The following is a 20,154-nucleotide window of genomic DNA, read 5'->3' as shown; positions in this document are numbered from 1 at the left end:
TGTTAAGTCTAATGAATTTATTTTAACAAAAAAAACGAAATTAATAAATAGTTTATGCCATAAAGTGTGAATTTATATTATGAAAGTTTTGGTTTTTCATTTATAATTAAAGTAATATCAATAAGTATATGAAAAGGAGTGAATACTTTATGTACAACAACGACCCCATGCACTACCCTTACGCTTCTAGGCGCAATGCCACATTTGCAAAAAAAGGTATGGTAGCAACCTCGCAACCACTTGCAGCTCAAGCTGGATTAGAAATCATGAAAAAAGGTGGAAATGCCATTGATGCAGCCATAGCTACAGCTGCTTGCTTAACTGTAGTAGAACCAACCTCAAACGGTATTGGAGGAGATGCTTTTGCCATTGTTTGGGTTAAAGATAAAATTTATGGCCTAAATTCTAGTGGACAGGCTCCCAGTTCAATTTCCATAGACTCAGTAAAAAAGAGAGGATATACAGAAATGCCTAAGCATGGTTTTATCCCAGTAACCGTCCCCGGAGTTCCCGCTGCTTGGTCCGCTCTTTCTAAAAGATTTGGCAAGCTCCCCTTAGAAGAAGTGCTAAAACCAGCCATTGACTATGCTGAGCATGGCTATCCTCTATCCCCCACTCTATCATACTATTGGCAAGCTGCTTACAAAGCATACAAAAAATCTCTTGTTGGAGAACAATTTAAATTTTGGTTTGAAACTTTTGCACCCGACAACAAACCTTTACAACCTGGAGATATATGGAAGTCTAAAAATCATGCTGACACTCTAAAGTCAATTGCTAAAACCAGAGGAGAATCTTTTTATAAGGGAGAGTTAGCTGAGCAAATAGATTCTTTTTCTAAACAATATGACGGTTTTATACAAAAAAGTGATTTAGAGCAGTTTACTCCTCAATGGGTAAAGCCCATAAAAACAAATTATAGGGGATATGATATCTGGGAAATTCCCCCTAATGGTCAAGGAGCTATAGCACTTTTGGCACTGAACATAGCCAGTGGCTTAAATTTCATTGAAAAAGACTGTGCAGAAACATATCATAAACAAATTGAAGCTTTAAAGTTAGCTTTTGTGGATGGTTTAAAATATATCACTGATGAGAAAAAAATGAGTGTCCCTATCGAGAAGTTATTATCTAGTGACTATGCAAAAAGCAGAAGAAACCTAATAGGTACGGAAGCCATACAGCCAGAAGCAGGTGACCCTCCTAAAGGAGGAACTGTTTACTTAGCAACTGCAGATGAAGAAGGAAATATGGTTTCTTTTATCCAAAGCAACTATATGGGATTCGGTTCTGGCCTAGTAGTTCCTGGCACTGGAATCGCCCTACAAAACCGTGGTCATAATTTTTCCTTAAATAAGAATCATGAAAACCGATTAGAACCTGGAAAAAAAACCTTCCATACTATAATTCCTGGGTTTGTCTCAAAAGACAGTAGCCCTATCGGTCCATTTGGGGTAATGGGTGGATTTATGCAACCTCAAGGCCATATGCAAGTCATAATGAATTGTATTGATTTTGGCTTAAACCCTCAAGCTGCTTTAGATGCACCTAGATGGCAATGGATCAAAGACAAAACTATAACCTTAGAACAATCGGTACCTAACCATATAGCTTCCCAGTTATCTGCTAAAGGACACAAAGTACAGTTAGCTCATAACTCTGGAAGTTTTGGCAGAGGACAGATTATCTGGAGACGACCAGATACAAAAGTATTAATTGGAGGCACTGAAAGTCGTACTGATGGCGCTATATATGGATGGTAATTATACTCGTAATGCCCAGCACATAGTATCTTTGTGTTGGGCTTTTTTTATTAAAAAAAGTTAACAACTATAAGAAGGTAATTTAAGTGCCGGGAGCGAATAGAAATAGTTTAGATGGCAAAAAAATTCGTGTAGCTAATCTTTTTAGGAGGAATCCAATGAAAACCAACACCTTAACTATGCCCAGTGACATTTCCGCTAAAAATACATCCCAAAATATCATAACCATTCTGATGCTAGCTTGGCCAATAATGCTAAGTCAGTTTTTACAGACAATTCTTGGGATTGTTGATATATACTTTATTTCTATGCTTGAAAGTAACGAGTTACTTGCGGCAATAAGCTATGGTAATGGGGTATTAGACGTAACTATAGCAGCAGCTCAGTTTGTTGTCATTGGCAGCTTGGCAACTATTTCAAGAAGAGTAGGGGCAAATGATATTACTGGCGCAGAAAAAATGGCCAGTCAAGGTATATTATTAGCATTTCTAACTGGTGGAGTTTTTCTTAGTTTCTTATATTTCCGTGGAAACTCCTTTCTATACCTTTTTGGAGCTAGAGGAGAGATATTGGAATATGGGGCTAGTTATCTTAAGATTTTGGCCTTTGCCACCCCCTTTATTTTCTTCAACTTAACTTCTCGGGGAATACTCCAGGCTAAAGGAGATACCTTTACTCCGATGATTGTATTCTGTGGAATGAATATACTAAATATTTTTTTCAATTACATCTTTATTTTTGGAATAGGGTTCATTCCGGAGTTTGGATATAAAGGCGCCGCCTTAGGTACTGTAGCTGCAAATTTAATCGGCTCTTGTTCGCTAGTATTTCTGTTAGAGAAGAAATTTTTTCACTCCTCTTTATGGCAGGCTTACAAAAAGTATAAAATTATTTTAAAAGACTTATGGACAATAATTAGAATCGGTTCTTTTGCCATGGTTCAAGGGATAGCCCGCCCAATTACAGCACTGCTAATGTACAGTATCGCAAACAACGTAAGTTTAGTAGCTATAACAGCATTTGGTATTGGTGGAAGAATGATTGGTCTTGTTTTTATAACAATTATGGGACTAACTCAAGCAATGTCAGTACTTACTGGTCAAAACTTAGGCCGCGGCGATATAGATTCTGTAGAAAAATATGGCCGTGATGGTCTAAAGTTTGCTTTTGTCAACATGCTTATATTCTTTGTTCCATTTTTCATTTTTGCAGAACAAACCATGTCAGTTTTTACTAATGACCCTGAGGTTATTGCAGAGGGAGTTAGTTATTTTAGAATAGTATATCCATGTATTTTCCTAGTTATTTTCCCCGCTATATACGGTGGTATTTTTATGGGTTCTGGAGATACTGCACCCCCTATGGTCGCTTCTTTAGTTGCCAATCTAGGCTTTAAATACCCTTTTGCTCGCTATTTTGCAAATCATTTAGAATTAGGTGCCAACTGGGTATGGCTTGGAATCGGCTTATCCGTATTAGTGGAGATGATAATCATTGTTTTATGGTACCGAAAAGGTAAATGGAAAACCAAAAAAGTATAGGGAGGAGATAAAATGTACAAAATAAATGATAGTAAAGTTTTAATCAATTTACTTTCAAAAGACAAGATAGGCAACATTAACACAATTGGCAGGTTAAAATTTCAAAAAGAATATAATCTTTTTGTGGATAACCTGAATAATCCCCAAGGATATATTTTACAAAATGATGAATGGAATGTTATTTATTCTCAAGACAGTAAGACCACTGACAAACTTTTAGATTCATTATTAAAAAAACCTCAAAACTTTGCAGGTATACTCAGAAAGTACTATGATCTGATAGAAAAAAAAGCAGAGATTGAATGGAATGAATTTTGTTATCTTTATTACGTAACCCCTGAAAGTTTAAAAATTAAAAAGCCTAAACACAAAGTAGATTCCTTAACCCTAAACGATGCTGAGATTGTAGACTATTATTATACCTATCGTTCAGAGCATCCTAAATCCCTTGACTATCTTAAAAATTGTATACAACAAAGACCTAGCTCTGTCGTAAGAGATGAAAACGGTAATCCAATTTCTTGGGCTTTGGTCAGGGAAGACGGTTCTCTAGGAGTTATGTATACTAAAAAAGAGCATCGAGGTAAAGGACTTGCTATTTCAGTAAGCGTAGACTTAATTAAAAAAGCTTTTGATTTAGGGCATACACCATACGTGCATATTGTCACTGATAACTCTCCTTCCATAGCTCTTTCGGAGAGTATAGGCTTCAAGAAATATGGCGAAGTAGTCTGGTTTGGCACCAAATAATTGAGTAATTAAAGTTTAAAAGCTTGTTGGGTGGTAACCAATTAATTGGACACTTTAGTACTAGAAAATAAATAAACTCATAAAAAAGAGCTGCTGCAAATTATATTTTTATAATTTACAGCAGCTCTTTTTTGTAGCTATTTATATCTTTTTAATATACCTTCTAACATTTTTGCATGCCTTGCCTCATCTTTTGCAGATTCATTAAAGTAATCAGCCACACTTTCTAGACCTAACTCTCTTGCTTTTAATGAGGATTGTCTCTTATTCTGATTTGCGAAGACTTCTCCTTCTAACATTTCATTTAAATTGTCAAAGATATCTTCTTTAATCATGCCATTCATCTGAGCAAAGCTTCCTGCATGTTCAGCTTCTTCCCATGCCAAAGTTTTTAACACTTCAGCTATCTCTGGATATCCCTGCCGTTGAGCTTGAGCTGCCATAGCTAGGTAGATACCAACTTCTGTAGTCTCACCCTTGAAATTTTGCTTTACATCCCTTTCCACCGGTGTTCCCTTTGCTTCTCCTAAAATTTGCTCAATTACTAATTTTTCAGTCATTATTTCATCCTCCTTGTGCTATATGCTTGGCTTATTTTTTCAGCCTTTTTTTCATCATAATCTTTAATATTATTTAAATACATAAAAACACTTCCCTCGTAATCCACATACTCCCCTAGTAAAATTAACTCTAAAGACGATCTTATAACATTAATAATACAATCTTCATCATGGTAAAGCTTACAGTTTTTACATTGATTTAATAAATAGCCTATGGTGTCAATAACCTCATCTTCATCATATACTTTGGTATCTATTATGTTTAAACCATCTAAGCCTCCATCAACAAATTCATCTTCGCCTAAAATGGCTTTGTTTAATACTCTCTTGTCATAGCTAACTAAACAAGTTGTACTAGAACATTCTGCACAACTTAAACAACACTGGCTTAGATTCTTTACTATGCCCTCCATGTTAATTTGGTTTCCCATTTTTAATCCCCCTATTAGTAATAGTTATTGTTTCTCTTTAACTATTATTCGACGTCTCTATTTATTTTCCTGCTAAAATTGGAAAAAAGTTTAAAAAAAGTTCCTTTAAATTATCAGGAACTTTTTACAGATTGAAATCAGCTTTTTACTACCTTTATAATCCACGCCAACTTTCTTTCCTATAAGATTGGCTGTCTTTAATTTGTTCAAGCTGGCCAACTAGCCTTTCCTTGTCTTTATTAAGAACACCAGCCAACAAAAAGTAATTTGATGGGTGGTTAGCTCTAAAAACTGTTTGGTTAAGGTCTAAGTTGCTTATAATAATGCTCATCTCTTCAATCACTTGGTTAGGTGATAATACCTCAAACCTTCCCTCTGCAACCATTTTACTTAACTCTGTCCCTTCTTCAATCATTAGCGTTAAAACAGAAAAGTAATGGGGCTTTATCTTACTGATTACCTTTGCGCTATCTATAGCGTGGTCATAAAACATCGCTTTGCCGCCTAGGCCTGAAATAATCATTGTAGACAAAACAAACCCCGATTCCACACTTTTTTGCCCTGCCTCAATCATTTCAGCGCTATTTACTCCTTTATTTGTGGCTTTTAATACTTCATCGTTGCCACTTTCTACGCCGAGGTAAAACATGTCTAACCCTGAGTGATTTAGCAACTCTAGTTCTTTTTCCGTTTTATTAAGTATATCCTTGGGCCCTGCATAGCAGCTTATTCTTTCTATACTTGAAAACTTTTTCTTAATTTCTTGCAAAATAAACAAAAGTTTTTTAGTTTTTAATGTCAAAACATTACCGTCCGCCAAAAAAACTCTTTTAGCTTTTTTATTGTTAGCCCACACATCGTTTATATGATAAAGTATTTCTTGTTCAGATTTTATGGTAAATCTTTTCTCTTTGTACATACTGCAAAAAGAACATTTATTATGTGAGCAACCAACAGTAACTTGAATTATTGCACTCTTTGCTTCGCTGGGCGGCCTATATAACGGCATATCATATAGCATTAAATCCCCTCCTGCTAAGATGTTTCATTTATTTCTTTTAATATGTTTTTAGCTTCAGATTCATCTTTTTTCATCACCAAAAATTCTACTGTGCCCAAGTTAGTAAGAGGGTAAACCGCTCTGATGCTTTCACCCTTAGTGATAAATTTAATTTTACTATCTTGTAGAATTGATTTTGCAAAGGAAATAGTCATTGGATTACTGGTCTTTAATACAGTTACTAACTTTAAATCTGTTTTCTTTAGATTACAATGTTGACAAAACTCTTTACTTTCATCAAATTTTTGTTTACAGTTTGGACACTTCACAATGGGATTCTCCTTTACTTACTATTGTCAGTTGGAATAAAAGGTATAATACTAGATGCTAATCCTGAAATTGGCATTGTTTGCAACCATACTTTACCTGGGCCTGTAAGGGTTGTCAAAAACAGTCCCTCGCCACCAAAAAGCATATTGCTAAACCCTTTTACCATAGTTGTATCCATTTTTACAGAGGTTTCAAACATAGCAACATTACCTGTATCTATGCGTAGCCTCTCTCCAGGAGCTAGCTCTTTTTGTATAACACTTCCATCAGTTTCAAAAAATGCTAAACCCTCTCCATAAAATTTTTGCATAATAAATCCTTCGCCACCAAAAAAACCAGTTCTTAATTTTTTCCGAAAATTGATTTTGTGCTGAACACTATTTTCAGCAACTAGAAAAACACTTTTTTGTGCCACAACCGGGGTCTTTTCCACATCTATAGGGACAATATCTCCAGGGACTTGAGAAGAAAAGGCTGCAATATCCCCTTCCTTTGTTGAGGTATAGGTATTTAAAAAAAAGCTCTCTCCCGATAATGCTCTCCCTAGACCTTTAAAAACTCCACCTTTGTTTGATGTTTGCATATCAATACCATCGGTAATCCAAGACATAGCACCGGTCTCACAGTAAACTTTTTCACCGGGACTTAAAGATAATTCCACCACTGGAAAGTTGCCACCTTTAATATCATACTTCATAATAACACCCCCTAAAGTAAATTTTGTAAAAACTCATTTATTGAAATACGTTTATGCCCATCTCTCCCTATTAATGTTTCTGCAAAAGTCATTGAGTTTAGCACTGATTCTTCAGTAGCTTCTACTGCCGCCCTAAAGAATTCATTTAGTTTGTCCTCGCTAACTACCTTAATTTCTTGGAGTTCTTCTTTAGGATAATGTTCTATTTTATTTGCTGTGGAAAAACCAAGTACTATATCTCCACTACCATTGAACGCATATGCCCCTGTTCTGGAAAGACCCAAAGGTACTCTTTTGCAAATTCGTCTAAGCTGTCTACTACTACAAGGCAAATCCGTTGCTAAAACAACTATAACAGAACCTTTTTCTCCATAACAATCAACTTCTTGATGGTCTAACTCTTCACCTACAGACATCCCTTTAATTATGAGATCTTTTTTTCGTCCAAAATTAGATAAAACTAATACACCTAAAGTGTATTTATGACATCCTAGCTTTATTACCCTCGAAGCACTTCCTATACCACCTTTTAATTCATAACAACTCATTCCAGTTCCCGCTCCAACATCTCCCTGCTCAAAGTCTGAACTAGCATTATGTATAGCCTCTAAAACATGGGATGTGTTTACATGCTGTCCTCTAATGTCATTGAGGTAAGCATCGTTACATTCACCCACAACAGGATTTACTGTTCCTGTTTTTACACCAATATCTTCATTATTTGCTAAAGAATATTCTATTAAAGCATCAGAGGCAGCGGGAACATTAAATGTATTTGTCAAAATAATTGGCGTTTCTAATGTACCAAGCTCATTAATTTGAGTTAAACCTATTGACTTTCCAAACCCATTTATTACATAGCTAGCAGCTATGGGTTTATGTAAAAAAATGTTGTCTTGATGGGGTATGATGGCAGTTGCCCCTGTATTTATTCTGCCTTTTTTCAAGGTCACATGTCCTACTTTAACACCTTCCACATCAGCAATGGAATTTTTTTGTCCAGTAGATAAGTTGCCTATTTGGACACCATACTCTCTTATACTTTGCTTTTTTGTCATTGTTAATCCCCCTCCCCAAATACTATTCTCTCTATTATAACAAATACCTTTAGTTAAAAGTAGTTATCTTGTCCAAATAATGTTAGTTAACTGTTATCCCACATGAATCCCTGGATTCCCAACTAGTTAAGCAAAAAAACTTTGTATTAATAAGGGTGTTAGTTAACTTTAAAAGCAAACTAACACCCCTGTAAATGGTAAACTAAAATGGAGAGATTTTGGCAAATAGAAACGGAGAATTTTTTCCAGTTATCTACTAAAAAAATACCCCTTCTGATAAAATTAAAGAGTTAATTTATCAGAGGAGGTATGAGAATTGAAGAGGTGGGATATGTTTGCCAAAATTAAAGAAAATAGGTCTAGGGGATTAAATAAATCCCAAGTTGCAAGGCTACTAGAGATTGACTACAAGACCGTATCAAAGTACTGGGATATGGAGTTTGATGAGTTTTCAGAGCTCCATAATACAGCTCAATCACGGAGAAAGAAGGTGGATAAATACAAAAAGCAAATTTTAGAATGGATTAAAGAATACCGAGATATGTCAGCCGCTCAGATTTATGATTGGCTTTTAGAAAAACATGGTGAGCTAGATTTTAAGGAAAGAACTCTAAGGCTCTATGTAAACAAGCTTAGAAAAGAATATGACTTGCCCAAAGTGACATCAGTTAGGCAGTATGAAGAAATAGAAAATCTTCCTATGGGGTATCAAGCTCAAGTTGATCTAGGAGAGATATGGCTTAAGACACATGATAATAAAAGAGTAAAAGCATATTGTTTTGGAATGGTTTTATCCCATTCAAGATACAAGTTCGTATGGTGGTCGGACAAGCCATTTACAACATCAAGTTTCATCAAAGCCCACAACAAAGCTTTTGAGTACTTTGGCGGCAGACCCAAAGAGATAGTTTATGATCAAGATAAAGTACTAGTAGTTTCTGAAAACAATGGAGATATATTATATACCGAAGGATTTCAAAATTATCTTAACTCTCTTAAGTTTAAAGTGTACCTTTGCAGAAAGGCTGATCCTGAAAGCAAAGGCAAAGTAGAAGCTGTAGTAAAGTATGCCAAGAATAACTTCGCTAAACATAGAAAATTTGTAGATATTGAATCCTTTAATGATGATAATCTAAAATGGCTAGAAAGAACCGGCAATAAAAAAGTCCATGAAACAACAAAGAAGGTACCGGCAGAAGTGTTTGCTCTGGAAAAGGAACACTTAATGCCAATACCTACCCTCTTTGCTGAATCAACTGATACTAAAATTTTAACCTATCTAGTAAGAAAAAACAATACAGTATTTTACAAACAAAACAGATATCAAGTACCCATAGGGACTTATTCACCAGGTAAAGAAGTTAATTTATCAGTTAAAAAAGATTGTATCGAAATAATTGATAAAGATACTAATGAGTTGATTATCACACATAAAATTGCTAAAGGAAAAGGTCAGCTAGTAACAATAGACCACCCAGATAGGCAAAAATCAAGAAAGTACAGTTGCGACGAAATGCGTGAGAAAGTTTTAAAAAGTTTAGGAGAAACTGATAAGGCAATAACGTTTGTTGATATCATTAGGGCTGAAAAATCTAGATACTTTAAAGATCAATCTAACCTAATAATTAAAACAGTGACATCTGAAAACCCGTCACTTGTACAAAAAGCTATTGATTACTGCGTTGAAAGAAAACTCTACAGCGCTGGCATGCTTAAGGATACAATCCAATACTTTAAGGAGGAAGAAAAACGACAACTTAATAAAAAGTACTTTAAGGCAGACATTTCTACCCCTTCAAAGTATCAGGATTTAAAGCCTGAAATAAGAAGTATTGAAGAGTATACTAATTCTTTGAAAGGGGACAGTCACAGTGGAGAAATTGGAGCTAATCAAAGAAAATGCTAAAAAATTAAAGCTTGACTACTTAAATACAAACGCTTCTCAAGTCGTTCAAGATGCAGATGGAAAAAGCATTTCATATCAGCAATTTTTGTTAAACATACTTCAGGAAGAAATGAAACTAAAAGAAGAAAAAGCACAGGCAAGAAGGCTAAAAAACGCTGGTTTTCCTACACTTAAAATTATAGAAGATTTTGATTTAGATTTTCAAAAGTCCATAACTCAAAGACAAGTTAACAGTTTATCGGAATTGGAATGGATAGACCGTATGTATAATTTAATTTTTTTGGGCCCTCCTGGGGTCGGTAAAACTCACTTAGCAATAGCACTAGGCTACAGGGCTGTTGAGATGGGGTACAAGGTTAGCTTTGTTACTATGAACGACCTTATGCACTGTTTAAAAACCCAAGAGATATCAAGAAAAAGTAAAGGCAAAATAAATAAGGTTTTGTCCTCTAGCTTACTAATCATCGATGAACTAGGTTACTTGCCGATATCTAGGGAAGAGTCTAACCTGTTTTTCCAACTCATAACGGCACTTCATGAACAAGCATCACTTATTATTACCTCAAATAAAGGTCTAGAAGACTGGACTGAACTATTGGGTGACCCAGCTTTAACTACAGCTGTTTTAGATAGAATCACTCATAGATGTGAGTTATTTAATATGTCAGGTAAAAGTTATAGATTAGCACACAGAGAATCATTTTTTGAAGAAAATTCTAGGTTTTAACTGGAAAAAGGATAGGGAAAATTAATTGCCAAAATTTCTCCAATTCTACTTGCCAGTTACAACCCCAACATTGTTATAATCAAATCTATTTATCATTGGCTTCAATAATATATCTAAATAGTTTAGAAATAATCCAAACTACAAAAGATAAGAAAATAATAAATACTATCAAAATGAAAACACTGGGATGTAATAAGCCTACCATAAGTAGTAAGATTAACGCTGAAAAATAAAGCACACATTCTAACAAAGCAAGTTTACTTATAATCCCAAACTTTTTTTCATTTTTTTTTACTAAAGAAATTATCATCTCCTATTTCTTGACATATAAACCACCCTTGAAAACTTGCAATATAAAACGGGATTGATGTCACCCAGATAAATATTAAAGTTGGCCAAAAAAAGTATACCTTTTCAGGGTTTACCCTAGCTACCTCTGCTCCCATAAAAGGAATCATAACTGAGATTATTAAAGTTAAATAAAATACTGCAAAAACACACATAAACTTTAACCGTACAGATATTTCTTTCCCTTTCATACTTTAGTCCCCTTTCATTTTTACCCAACAATCTCTCCATCAGACATTTTAATTTGTTTATCACATTTTTGTGCTAAGCTATGATCATGTGTTACAAGCACAAGGGTTTTCCTTTGTTTTACTAAGCTATTTAAAATTTTTAATATTTCTTCACCAGTTTGTGAATCTAAAGATCCGGTGGGCTCATCGGCTAAAATTATCTGCGGATCATTTACAATTGCTCTTGCTATAGCAACTCTTTGCCTTTGACCACCAGAAAGATTTTTAGCTTTTTCATTAACCTTAACTGATAAATCCACTTTTTTTAGCACATCAGTAATAACTTCTTTTTTCTTTTTTTTGCTATACTTATCGCTTGAATACATCAACGGTATCTCAATATTTTCAAATACAGTGTATTCTTCGATAAGAGCAAATTCTTGTACAACATAACCAAAAACTTTATTTCTATGTGTAGCTAATTCTTTTTCTGAAAGATTTTCGGTGTTTTTTGAATTTATAGTAACAGTACCTGAGGTAGGCTTAACAACTAAACCTAATATATTTAATAATGTAGTTTTGCCACACCCCGATGGACCGGTTATAGCTATTTTATCACCTTTATTAATTTCTATAGAAACATCTTTTACTGCTAAGACTTTAGTTTTTCCGCTACTAAACTCTTTTTTTAACTCTGTTCCCTTTATAATTGGTTCCATTAATAATCCCTCCTTATATAGCATGTCAACTCTTGTTTTTTTAATTTTCTCAGAGGAAAATATGAAAATACCATAACACACGCTCCGGTTATTATAATAAAATAAGCTAAAGGTATCTCTGCTGGACTGGCAACCTTACTAAAACTGAACGAAAAAATAAAAGGAACAGCAACAATTGCCAAGACATATAGAACCGTTCGTAAATACAATTCTTTTAAAGTGGCGCCATACAAACGATGGATGGCATATTCTTGTAGGTTATTATCAACTAATCTAATTAGTGAAGAAATAATTCCGATACCGATAAATATTATGGTTAACAGAAAAAAAACAAAGAACACCATAACGCTTTCTTTTGTTTCAGAATATAAATCAGGAGCTACTGTATTAAGTCTAACAGGGCTTAAATCTAAAGTATCATTTTGTGACATTACCTCTATAAAATTTTGCAATTCATCATCAGCTGTGTTTATTAAACCCATGTTGGTAATAATCTCTTCATTATAGATTTTTTTATAACTATCATTAAATCTTTCTAATGTAGTTAATATCACTATACTATCATCTAAATTTATATATGTCTGTTTTTGCAAGTATGAGGTATTTTGTGGAAGTCTCTCATTTACTACAAGCTCTTCTCTTTCAGTGACACCAAATGGAATTTTTTCGCCCACGTCAACTTTTGATACACCACTCCCCAGTAAAACTAGTGGATCATTGCTTGTTTCTTTATCTGGATACAAATCAAAGATTTCACCAAACTCCCCTAAACCTACAACTACATTTACGTTAGGAAATTCAGAAAAATGTAAGCTATTTACAAAGGAGAATCCTTTGTTAGTTTTAAATTTTTCTATTACTAATTCTTCCATTTCATTATTTAAATTTACTGGATTAACACCATAGTAAACATTAAAGTTAATTACATCATATTCATAAAGGTTATCAGCTAAGTTTGCGTATTGGTGGTTGCTTATTAATTGTCCAGCACCTATAAAAATAAAACTTACTGCAAGAACTAACTGACCGATAAAAAGGACAATTGATGTTAAGTTACTGCTAACATCTTTCCCAGTGTAATAAATTATTTTTTTCATAATCTACTCCCCATTTTCGAAAGCTAATCTTTTTTGACTTATAAAAGCTAATAAATACATAAAATAGCTTGCGGCTAAATTAGCTGTCATAATAGTTATAAGCCCTAAAATAGAAGGTTGTATTTCACTTCTTTGTATAACAAGAAGATAAAATATCGAACTAAAAGCTGAACCTATACATAAGCTTGATAACACCGTTATAGACCATCTTAAAAACAATTTTGTCTTTGTAGCTCCAAATCTAAGATGAATTTTAAAAACCTTTAAGTTTTTTAATAAATACAATCGATAAAATAAATAGTAGTTAAGATAAATAAACACTGTACCTAGAAAAGTTGCTACATATAATCCATTATTGCTGAGTTGTCTTATTGTACTGCTAAAATTTTCTTGCTTTGAATTCACAACATGAGCTTTGTATCCGTTATTTTCTAATATTTTTATCACATCATTTATCACAGATAAGTCCTCACCATCTATATAATATGTTCCCCTAAGGTCGGAGGCATGAAAAAAATTGTAAACATACTCAGTATAGTGTGTGTATAGCGGATGGCTGGAATCATATATCCCTTGTACTTTAAAAACCTGATCGTTTAGGGTATATTGATTTTCATTTGAACTTACAGTATGTACTATTGAATCTTCTTTTGCTAAAATTACGGGTTTATTTTCTATGTAATCTTCGAAACTTAAATAAGTTCCACTTTTTAGAGGATATTTTTTTAGAGCGCCTTTTGAGTCATAAACAGCAAGTCCCATGGCATCAACATTTTCCATAATTAACAACATTTCCCGTCCTGATATAGTTTCTTTTATTTGATTTTGTAAGTAATCAGGTGACCCAGGAGGGTCAACGTTTCTAACTACTAGTTCCATATAATCTTCGCTCATCTCAAAAGGAGTGTCCGACTGGCCTCCTAATTGTATCATTGTAAATATAAAAAATATGGATAAAGCTGCTCCACTAATAGCGCCAAAAATAACAAGAAGAAAATTTATTTTTTTCATTCAATCACCCTAACACTTTATTTGATTTAGTTACAAGACTTACACCTTTTTATTTATTTGGGTTATTTAAAGCACATTTTTAGCAAGGCCACAACCCTGCATTAGCATGCTCTGCTGATACCCAGGTAAAACCATAGTTAAACTTCACTACTTTAATGTATGTCATGTAATCTTAAAATATATTTTATTAAGCCCTCTAAAACTTTCATTAACTATATTCTTGCAGATAATATAAAAATTGTCCACTAATTTTCATTTAATTCTTGCTTTGCTGAAAATTAGTGGACAATCCTTCACTTTTTAACCTTCGATAAAATATTTATAATCTTTAAATGGTTTGATTATTTGTAAATCCGTATCTTCCTTAACAGATTTTTTTAGTTTAGGGTTTAGCCTTACTGACTTTATAACATCCTTTAAAGCATATTCTGGCATATTTAGCTGAGCATAGTAGCATCCTCTATTATAATATAGAACTGCAACATCAGGATTTTCAGTAATTCCTCGAGAAATAACAGTTATGGCACTTTTATATTTTTTTTGTTTTGAGTAAATTACAGCTAAATTTAAATAACTATACGGGTAATTTGAATTTTGTTTAATACTTCTTTTATAGTAATCTATAGCTTCTTCCATGTTTCCTAGTTTAGTTAATATTACTCCCATGTTAAAAAGAACTTTATAGTTTTGAGAATTGATTTTTAAAGCTTTTGTCATCATATTAAGGGCATCATTGTCTCTGTCTAGCTCTTCATATATGGAACCTAAATTAACGTACGCCCAAAAATAATCTACTTTTAGTTCTATGGCAGATTTATAGTGATTAATTGCACCTTTTTGATTGCCTATTCTATCATAGACATTGGCTAAAAAAAAATGAGCCTGATGATAATAGGGGTCAATTTCTATCGCTTTTGAGTAGTTTCTTATAGCTTTTTCGTGTTTTCCCTGTTCATCAAAAATTATTGCTAAACCATAAAAGGCAGATGAATTTTCACTATTTAATTTCACTAATTCCTTAAACTTAATCTTGGCCTTTTCAAGCTTTCCCATAGTTTGATATAACAGCGCTAGTTCTAGAATTAGCTCCTCATTTTTCTTGCCTTCAGGTAGTCTATAACCTTTTAATAAGTGTTTTAAACCATGTAAAATTTTCCCATCATCAATCATCTTTTGGGCTATAATTATATAGTTTTTGATCCTGTATCCTTTATCCTTCATAAACTAAAACCCTCCTATATCCCCACTTATAGTATATTACAAATACATCTTTGTAAACAAGTTCAGCCGCTTCTTTACTTTTAATAAAATTAGTAAAGCAAGCACAAAAATATGTGCTTGCTTTTAAGTATAAAAGTATTAGTGCTATTCCTATTTGTGTTATCTTTTCTCGCCCATAAAGAAAAGAGCAATTGTCCCTGGTCCAGAATGAGATCCAATAACAGGTCCAATGTAATTTATGACAATTTTTTCAGGATTATAATCTTTCTTTATTAATTCAGCTAGTTTTTCAGCTTCTTCCTTGCAGTCACCATGACTAATGAAAACAGTCTGCTTTTCGTTAGAAATTTCATCTTTTAAATGTTGATATAAGGTTTTTATTGATTTTTTTCTTCCTTTAACCTTACTTTTTGGTATTAACCTTCCCTCATCATCTACATGTAAGATAGGTTTAATGTTTAGAAGGGTTCCCACTGTTGCACTGGCAGCAGAAACTCTGCCCCCTCTTTTTAAGTGGTTCAAATCAGAAACAGTAAACCAATGATTTAGTTTCAATTTATTACTTTCTAACCACTCTACGATTTCATCTTTACTTTTACCCTGTTCCATCTGTTTATAAGCTAAATAAACAAGTAAGCCCTGCCCCATAGAAGCACATTTGCTATCTATTACAGTTAAACTTCCTTGGGGATATTTTTCACTAAGGCTTTCTTTTGCTAACATTGCGCTTTGGCAAGTTCCACTTAGGGCTGAGGAAAAAGCAATATAAATTACATCTTCTCCTTTTTCTAAGTAGGGCGCAAAGAACTTCTCGAACTCATAAGAATTAATTTGAGATGTGGTAGGCATCTCTCCTTTTCTTACCTCATCATAGAAAAGTTCATACCCAATAGTTTGGCCAAAATCATCTTCATAACTCTCACCTTTAAAGTTAAAGTTTAGTAATATAACAGGTATATCATATTCTTCAACTATAGAGATAGGTAAATCACAACATGAGTCGGTCATGATTAATGGCTTTTTCATCATTTGCACTCCTTTACTAATTTTATTTTATCTAAATGCCTTCAGGCAAAGATAACAATGTATGTAGTTATGTTAAACCTTTAAACACCTTTAACGCATTTTCAAAAAACACAGCTCTGTGATATCTAGCGGGTATTATATCTTTAATAAACTTTATATATGGACCCAATTGTACCAAAGGCCAGTCGGAACCAAACAATAATTTATCATAATTCTCACAATATGCTATCCCGGTTTTTATGTTATTAAATACATGTCCGTTTTTTTTAGCAAATATATCTTTTTTGCTGCCTATAAAAATACCAGAAAGGTCGGTATAAACGTTGGGATTATTAGCAACAAGCATAGCAGTATCTAATACCCACGGATTACCAAAATGGGCGACTACGAAATTAATATTTCTTCTTTGTAATACTAGTTCACTTAAAGTCATGGGTTGAGAATATTTTATATGACCATATGGACAAAAAGTATCTCCCATATGAATTACAATAGGCATAGAGTATTTTTCTGCTAGCTCGTATATTGATTGATACACATCATCGTCAACAGTAACAGAGTAGTACCCAGGATAAAGTTTAAAGCCAACTACTTTTTTACTTGCAATTTTTTCCTCAATTGTTTCAAGTATTTCGGGATTACCATTAAGTCTAAAAGGATTAATCCCTAGACATTCATGTAGTTTAGAAGGTTTTGGTTCCATATCTACTTCCATGGGATTAGCTGATTGAATATCGGGAAATCTTCCATCTACACTTTCAGTTACCCCCATGGCTATACAACTTACAATATTGTTTTCTTTTAGCTCCTTTTGTAATCCTTGAAAGTTATATTCATTTAAAGATTTTGTATCAGCACAGTCTTTAAAAAGCTTTACATTTGAAAAATGCATATGCGCATCAATTATCTCCATACAATATATAGTCTCCTCGATAAAATTCTACACTTAATCTTCCCAACTTCCCTTAGTTTTATCTATATATTCTTTGATTTTTTGCTCATATCCGCTTTCACCAGGTTTATAATAGCGTTTCTCCTGTAGTTCATCTGGAAGGTACTGCTGACTCACAAAGTTATTAGAATAACTATGAGGGTATTTATAATCCACACCATGTCCTAGTTTCTCAGCCCCTTTATAGTGACTATCTTTAAGGTGTGCTGGAACTGTAGCAGTTTTGTGGTTAACAACATCTCGCAGTGCCTGATCTATTGCTATGTAGCTTTTATTACTTTTTGGAGCAGTGGCTAGGTATAAACAACATTGAGATAAAATTATCCTTCCTTCCGGCATGCCCACAAAATTAACGGCATGGAATGTTGATACAGCTAAGTTTAAAGCATTGGGATCAGCGTTCCCAACATCTTCCGATGCATGTATTAATAATCTTCTTGCTATATATTTAGGGTCTTCTCCCCCCTCGATAAGCCTAGCGAGCCAGTATACTGCCCCATCAGGATCAGAACCTCTAATAGACTTTATCATAGCAGAAATTACATCGTAATGATTGTCTCCACCTTTATCGTAGATTATTCCTTTTTTTTGCACAGACTGTTCAATTTCTTTTAAGGTTATTTTAACTGTTCCGTCACTTTCTGTAGGTGTGGATAAAACTGCAAGTTCAAGGCCATTGAGTAAAACTCTAGCATCACCTCCTGCAGCATTTATCAGGTGCTCTTTAGCTTCAGAGTCTAAATTAACTCCTAAATTTTTATAACCTTTTTTACCATCTGTAAGCACCCTATTCAGCATTTCTCCAAGCTCTTCATGGGTTAAGTGTTCTAATTTAAATATAGTAGCTCTTGATATCAGCGCTGAATTTACTTCAAAGTACGGATTTTCAGTAGTAGCTCCTATCAAAATTATTGTTCCTTTTTCAACTGAAGGAAGTAAGGCGTCTTGCTGACTTTTGTTAAATCTATGAATTTCATCAATAAACAAAATAGTTTTTTGTCCATACATATTGAGATTATCATTCGCTGTATTTATAACTTCTCTTATATCTTTTACCCCTGAAGTAACTGCATTAAGTTTCATAAAGTGGCTATCAGTTGTATTTGCAATTACTTCGGCTAAAGTTGTTTTTCCTGTTCCAGGAGGACCATAAAAAATCATCGATGTTAGCTTGTCAGCCATTATCGCTCTTCTCAATAAACTCCCTTTTCCTACAATATGAGTTTGCCCTATAAACTCATCTAAAGTGGTAGGTCTAAATCTCGCCGCTAAGGGTTGAGATGAGTTATCTTTATTATAGTTAAACAAATCCATAAGCTAACTCCTTTCCAAAGTAAAACTTAAATAAGGAAAGTTTTCCTTTCCAATTCTATCAATTATTAGAACTTGCCGTTGCATTAATTGCATTTCTTTGAAACAGCTAGTCTGGGGTTAATACTGATTAAAAAAGCCGGCAGTGCCGGCTTTAAAGTTAGTTATCTATTATTTCTGTTATTGTTGGTTTATATCCCTTATTTTTATTAAACCTAGGTTCTAGTCTGTTGATAATCAGAAAAGTTATTATCATAATAACTATGCCACCAAGCATTCCATATCCTTCATTACCATCTAATAGATTTGTAGTTATTAAAAAACCAAAAAACAAGGCTATCAAAGGTATTATATAAACTATGGAAGCGGCACGTAATACACCTACAGTAGCCATATCTATCAAAACTTTTTGGCCTTCATTTGCTTTTACTTTATTTTCAGCAGTAATTAATTTTGATTTTTCAGAGCCCATATTACATGCCCCACATTTAGAACAAGAGCTATGACGCTGTACTTCAACTACAGCTTTATCACCCTGAACTTCTACAACAGTGCCTACGTTTTCCATATCCAACATCCTTTCTAAATAGCACCGTATTATTAAAATATCAACAGAAGCAACAATATATGTTTTATTAGACACGTTTATTTTATCAGAGCATAGATTTTTAGTCAATTTTACCTTTTATAACTTATAATATTATTCACTACTTTACCTGCCATTAACAATCCTGCAACTGATGGTACAAAGGAAGTGCTTCCTGGTATTTGCCTTTTTTTAGTACAGTGACCATCTCCCCCAGGACAAACACAGTTACTTTTACAATCTGATGGTAGCAAAGGTTGCAAGGGTTTTTCCTTAGAGTACACAACATCTAGTCCCTTTATGATACCTCTTTTGCGTAGTTCTTTGCGCATCACCCTAGCTAAAGGACAAATGCTTGTTTTGGAAATATCTTCAATTTCTAAAAGCTCTGGTTTTAATTTGTTGCCAGCACCCATAGCTGATATTATAGGTATTTTCCTTTCGAAAGACTGTTCAACAAGATTCAGCTTTCCAGACACAGTATCAATAGCATCTACAACATAGTCTAGTTTCTCACCGAAGAACATTTCATGGTTTTTGTCATTATAAAATTCTGCTAATGCCTTTACGTTAATTTTAGGGTTTATCAACTTCAATCTTTCTTCCATAACCTTTACTTTCTTTTTGCCTACTGTTTTACTAGTAGCATGAATTTGTCTATTGAGGTTTGTTATACAAACCTCATCAAAATCCACCAACATAATGTTTCCTACCCCTGATCTTGCTAAGGCTTCAACAGTAAAGGAACCAACCCCACCTATCCCAAAAACAGCTACAAAACTATTTGCCAGTTTTTGTTGTCCTTCTTTTCCAATAAGCATTTCCGTCCGTGAAAATCTATGTTGCATTTTGTTTCACCTCGTAAGATTTTTTATTTCCGTTGTATATTGTTGTATTTAATCTAATAAAGATAATATAAGTTTATTGTTAAATTAAAAAGGTGGTGAACA

General features: G+C 33.7%; 21 protein-coding genes. 5 read left to right on the top strand and 16 right to left on the bottom strand.

Annotation, left to right across the window (positions count from 1 at the left end; all coding sequences use genetic code 11):
- Positions 1-149: 149 nt before the first annotated feature.
- The 3 genes from ggt to PRVXT_RS04440 all read left to right on the top strand — a co-directional run bounded on the left by ggt (position 150) and on the right by PRVXT_RS04440 (position 4,054).
- Positions 150-1,763: a gamma-glutamyltransferase gene (gene ggt, locus PRVXT_RS04450; protein WP_350344470.1), complete on the top strand. Its 1,614-nt coding sequence runs from the start codon at positions 150-152 to the stop codon at positions 1,761-1,763.
- A gap of 158 nt (positions 1,764-1,921) precedes the next feature.
- Positions 1,922-3,304, top strand: coding sequence for an MATE family efflux transporter (locus PRVXT_RS04445; RefSeq protein ID WP_350344469.1), 1,383 nt, complete (start codon positions 1,922-1,924; stop codon positions 3,302-3,304).
- Between the two features lie 12 nt (positions 3,305-3,316).
- On the top strand, positions 3,317-4,054 hold the full coding sequence (locus PRVXT_RS04440; RefSeq protein ID WP_350344468.1) for a GNAT family N-acetyltransferase: 738 nt from the start codon (positions 3,317-3,319) through the stop codon (positions 4,052-4,054).
- A 137-nt stretch (positions 4,055-4,191) separates the two neighbouring features.
- Here the strand turns inward: PRVXT_RS04440 and PRVXT_RS04435 are convergent, their stop codons facing one another.
- From PRVXT_RS04435 to PRVXT_RS04410, 6 genes are all read right to left on the bottom strand, one after another.
- Positions 4,192-4,614 carry a ferritin-like domain-containing protein gene (locus PRVXT_RS04435; RefSeq protein ID WP_350344467.1) on the bottom strand — a complete coding sequence of 141 codons (423 nt, stop codon included), beginning with the start codon at positions 4,612-4,614 and terminating at the stop codon, positions 4,192-4,194.
- Positions 4,614-5,045: a hypothetical protein gene (locus PRVXT_RS04430; RefSeq protein WP_350344466.1), complete on the bottom strand. Its 432-nt coding sequence runs from the start codon at positions 5,043-5,045 to the stop codon at positions 4,614-4,616. The genes PRVXT_RS04435 and PRVXT_RS04430 overlap by 1 nt, the downstream gene beginning before the upstream one ends.
- 154 nt (positions 5,046-5,199) lie before the next feature.
- Complete coding sequence (locus tag PRVXT_RS04425; protein WP_350344465.1) at positions 5,200-6,066, bottom strand: radical SAM protein; 867 nt, start codon at positions 6,064-6,066, stop codon at positions 5,200-5,202.
- Positions 6,067-6,080: 14 nt separating this feature from the next.
- Positions 6,081-6,374, bottom strand: coding sequence for a putative signal transducing protein (locus PRVXT_RS04420; protein ID WP_350344464.1), 294 nt, complete (start codon positions 6,372-6,374; stop codon positions 6,081-6,083).
- A 14-nt stretch (positions 6,375-6,388) separates the two neighbouring features.
- Complete coding sequence (locus PRVXT_RS04415) at positions 6,389-7,072, bottom strand: TIGR00266 family protein (RefSeq protein WP_350344463.1); 684 nt, start codon at positions 7,070-7,072, stop codon at positions 6,389-6,391.
- 11 nt (positions 7,073-7,083) lie between these two features.
- On the bottom strand, positions 7,084-8,130 hold the full coding sequence (locus PRVXT_RS04410; RefSeq protein WP_350344462.1) for a P1 family peptidase: 1,047 nt from the start codon (positions 8,128-8,130) through the stop codon (positions 7,084-7,086).
- A gap of 316 nt (positions 8,131-8,446) precedes the next feature.
- On the opposite strand from PRVXT_RS04410, the gene istA reads away from it, so the two are divergent.
- Both istA and istB read left to right on the top strand, forming a co-directional pair.
- Positions 8,447-10,036: an IS21 family transposase gene (gene istA, locus PRVXT_RS04405; protein WP_350342320.1), complete on the top strand. Its 1,590-nt coding sequence runs from the start codon at positions 8,447-8,449 to the stop codon at positions 10,034-10,036.
- Positions 10,002-10,763: an IS21-like element helper ATPase IstB gene (gene istB / locus PRVXT_RS04400; RefSeq protein WP_350342319.1), complete on the top strand. Its 762-nt coding sequence runs from the start codon at positions 10,002-10,004 to the stop codon at positions 10,761-10,763. The genes istA and istB overlap by 35 nt, the downstream gene beginning before the upstream one ends.
- Before the next feature lie 281 nt (positions 10,764-11,044).
- On the opposite strand, the gene PRVXT_RS04395 is transcribed toward istB, so the two are convergent.
- From PRVXT_RS04395 to PRVXT_RS04350, 10 genes are all read right to left on the bottom strand, one after another.
- Positions 11,045-11,302 (bottom strand): DUF2975 domain-containing protein, encoded by a 258-nt coding sequence (locus tag PRVXT_RS04395; protein ID WP_350344461.1) that lies wholly within the window; start codon positions 11,300-11,302, stop codon positions 11,045-11,047.
- A 20-nt stretch (positions 11,303-11,322) separates the two neighbouring features.
- Positions 11,323-12,000 (bottom strand): ABC transporter ATP-binding protein, encoded by a 678-nt coding sequence (locus PRVXT_RS04390; RefSeq protein WP_350344460.1) that lies wholly within the window; start codon positions 11,998-12,000, stop codon positions 11,323-11,325.
- Complete coding sequence (locus tag PRVXT_RS04385) at positions 12,000-13,097, bottom strand: hypothetical protein (RefSeq protein WP_350344459.1); 1,098 nt, start codon at positions 13,095-13,097, stop codon at positions 12,000-12,002. Before PRVXT_RS04385 ends, PRVXT_RS04390 begins: the two co-directional genes overlap by 1 nt.
- A 3-nt stretch (positions 13,098-13,100) precedes the next feature.
- Positions 13,101-14,108 carry a hypothetical protein gene (locus tag PRVXT_RS04380; protein ID WP_350344458.1) on the bottom strand — a complete coding sequence of 336 codons (1,008 nt, stop codon included), beginning with the start codon at positions 14,106-14,108 and terminating at the stop codon, positions 13,101-13,103.
- A gap of 300 nt (positions 14,109-14,408) precedes the next feature.
- A complete protein-coding gene (locus tag PRVXT_RS04375) occupies positions 14,409-15,329 on the bottom strand; it encodes a tetratricopeptide repeat protein (RefSeq protein WP_350344457.1) in 921 nt (306 codons plus the stop codon).
- Between the two features lie 159 nt (positions 15,330-15,488).
- Entirely contained in the window at positions 15,489-16,355 is an 867-nt protein-coding gene (locus tag PRVXT_RS04370; protein ID WP_350344456.1) for a DegV family protein, read from the bottom strand.
- Between the two features lie 67 nt (positions 16,356-16,422).
- A complete protein-coding gene (locus tag PRVXT_RS04365) occupies positions 16,423-17,268 on the bottom strand; it encodes an amidohydrolase family protein (RefSeq protein WP_350344455.1) in 846 nt (281 codons plus the stop codon).
- A gap of 33 nt (positions 17,269-17,301) precedes the next feature.
- A complete protein-coding gene (locus tag PRVXT_RS04360; RefSeq protein ID WP_350344454.1) occupies positions 17,302-18,621 on the bottom strand; it encodes a replication-associated recombination protein A in 1,320 nt (439 codons plus the stop codon).
- 157 nt (positions 18,622-18,778) lie between these two features.
- Positions 18,779-19,261, bottom strand: a complete 483-nt coding sequence (locus tag PRVXT_RS04355; RefSeq protein ID WP_350344453.1) for a SoxR reducing system RseC family protein — start codon at positions 19,259-19,261, stop codon at positions 18,779-18,781.
- A 35-nt stretch (positions 19,262-19,296) separates the two neighbouring features.
- Positions 19,297-20,052 (bottom strand): tRNA threonylcarbamoyladenosine dehydratase, encoded by a 756-nt coding sequence (locus PRVXT_RS04350; RefSeq protein ID WP_350344452.1) that lies wholly within the window; start codon positions 20,050-20,052, stop codon positions 19,297-19,299.
- Positions 20,053-20,154 lie beyond the last annotated feature (102 nt).

The organism is Proteinivorax tanatarense (genome assembly GCF_040267685.1).
GTDB classification, from domain to species: domain Bacteria; phylum Bacillota; class Proteinivoracia; order Proteinivoracales; family Proteinivoracaceae; genus Proteinivorax; species Proteinivorax tanatarense.
This window is presented reverse-complemented; position numbering and strand designations above follow the sequence as displayed.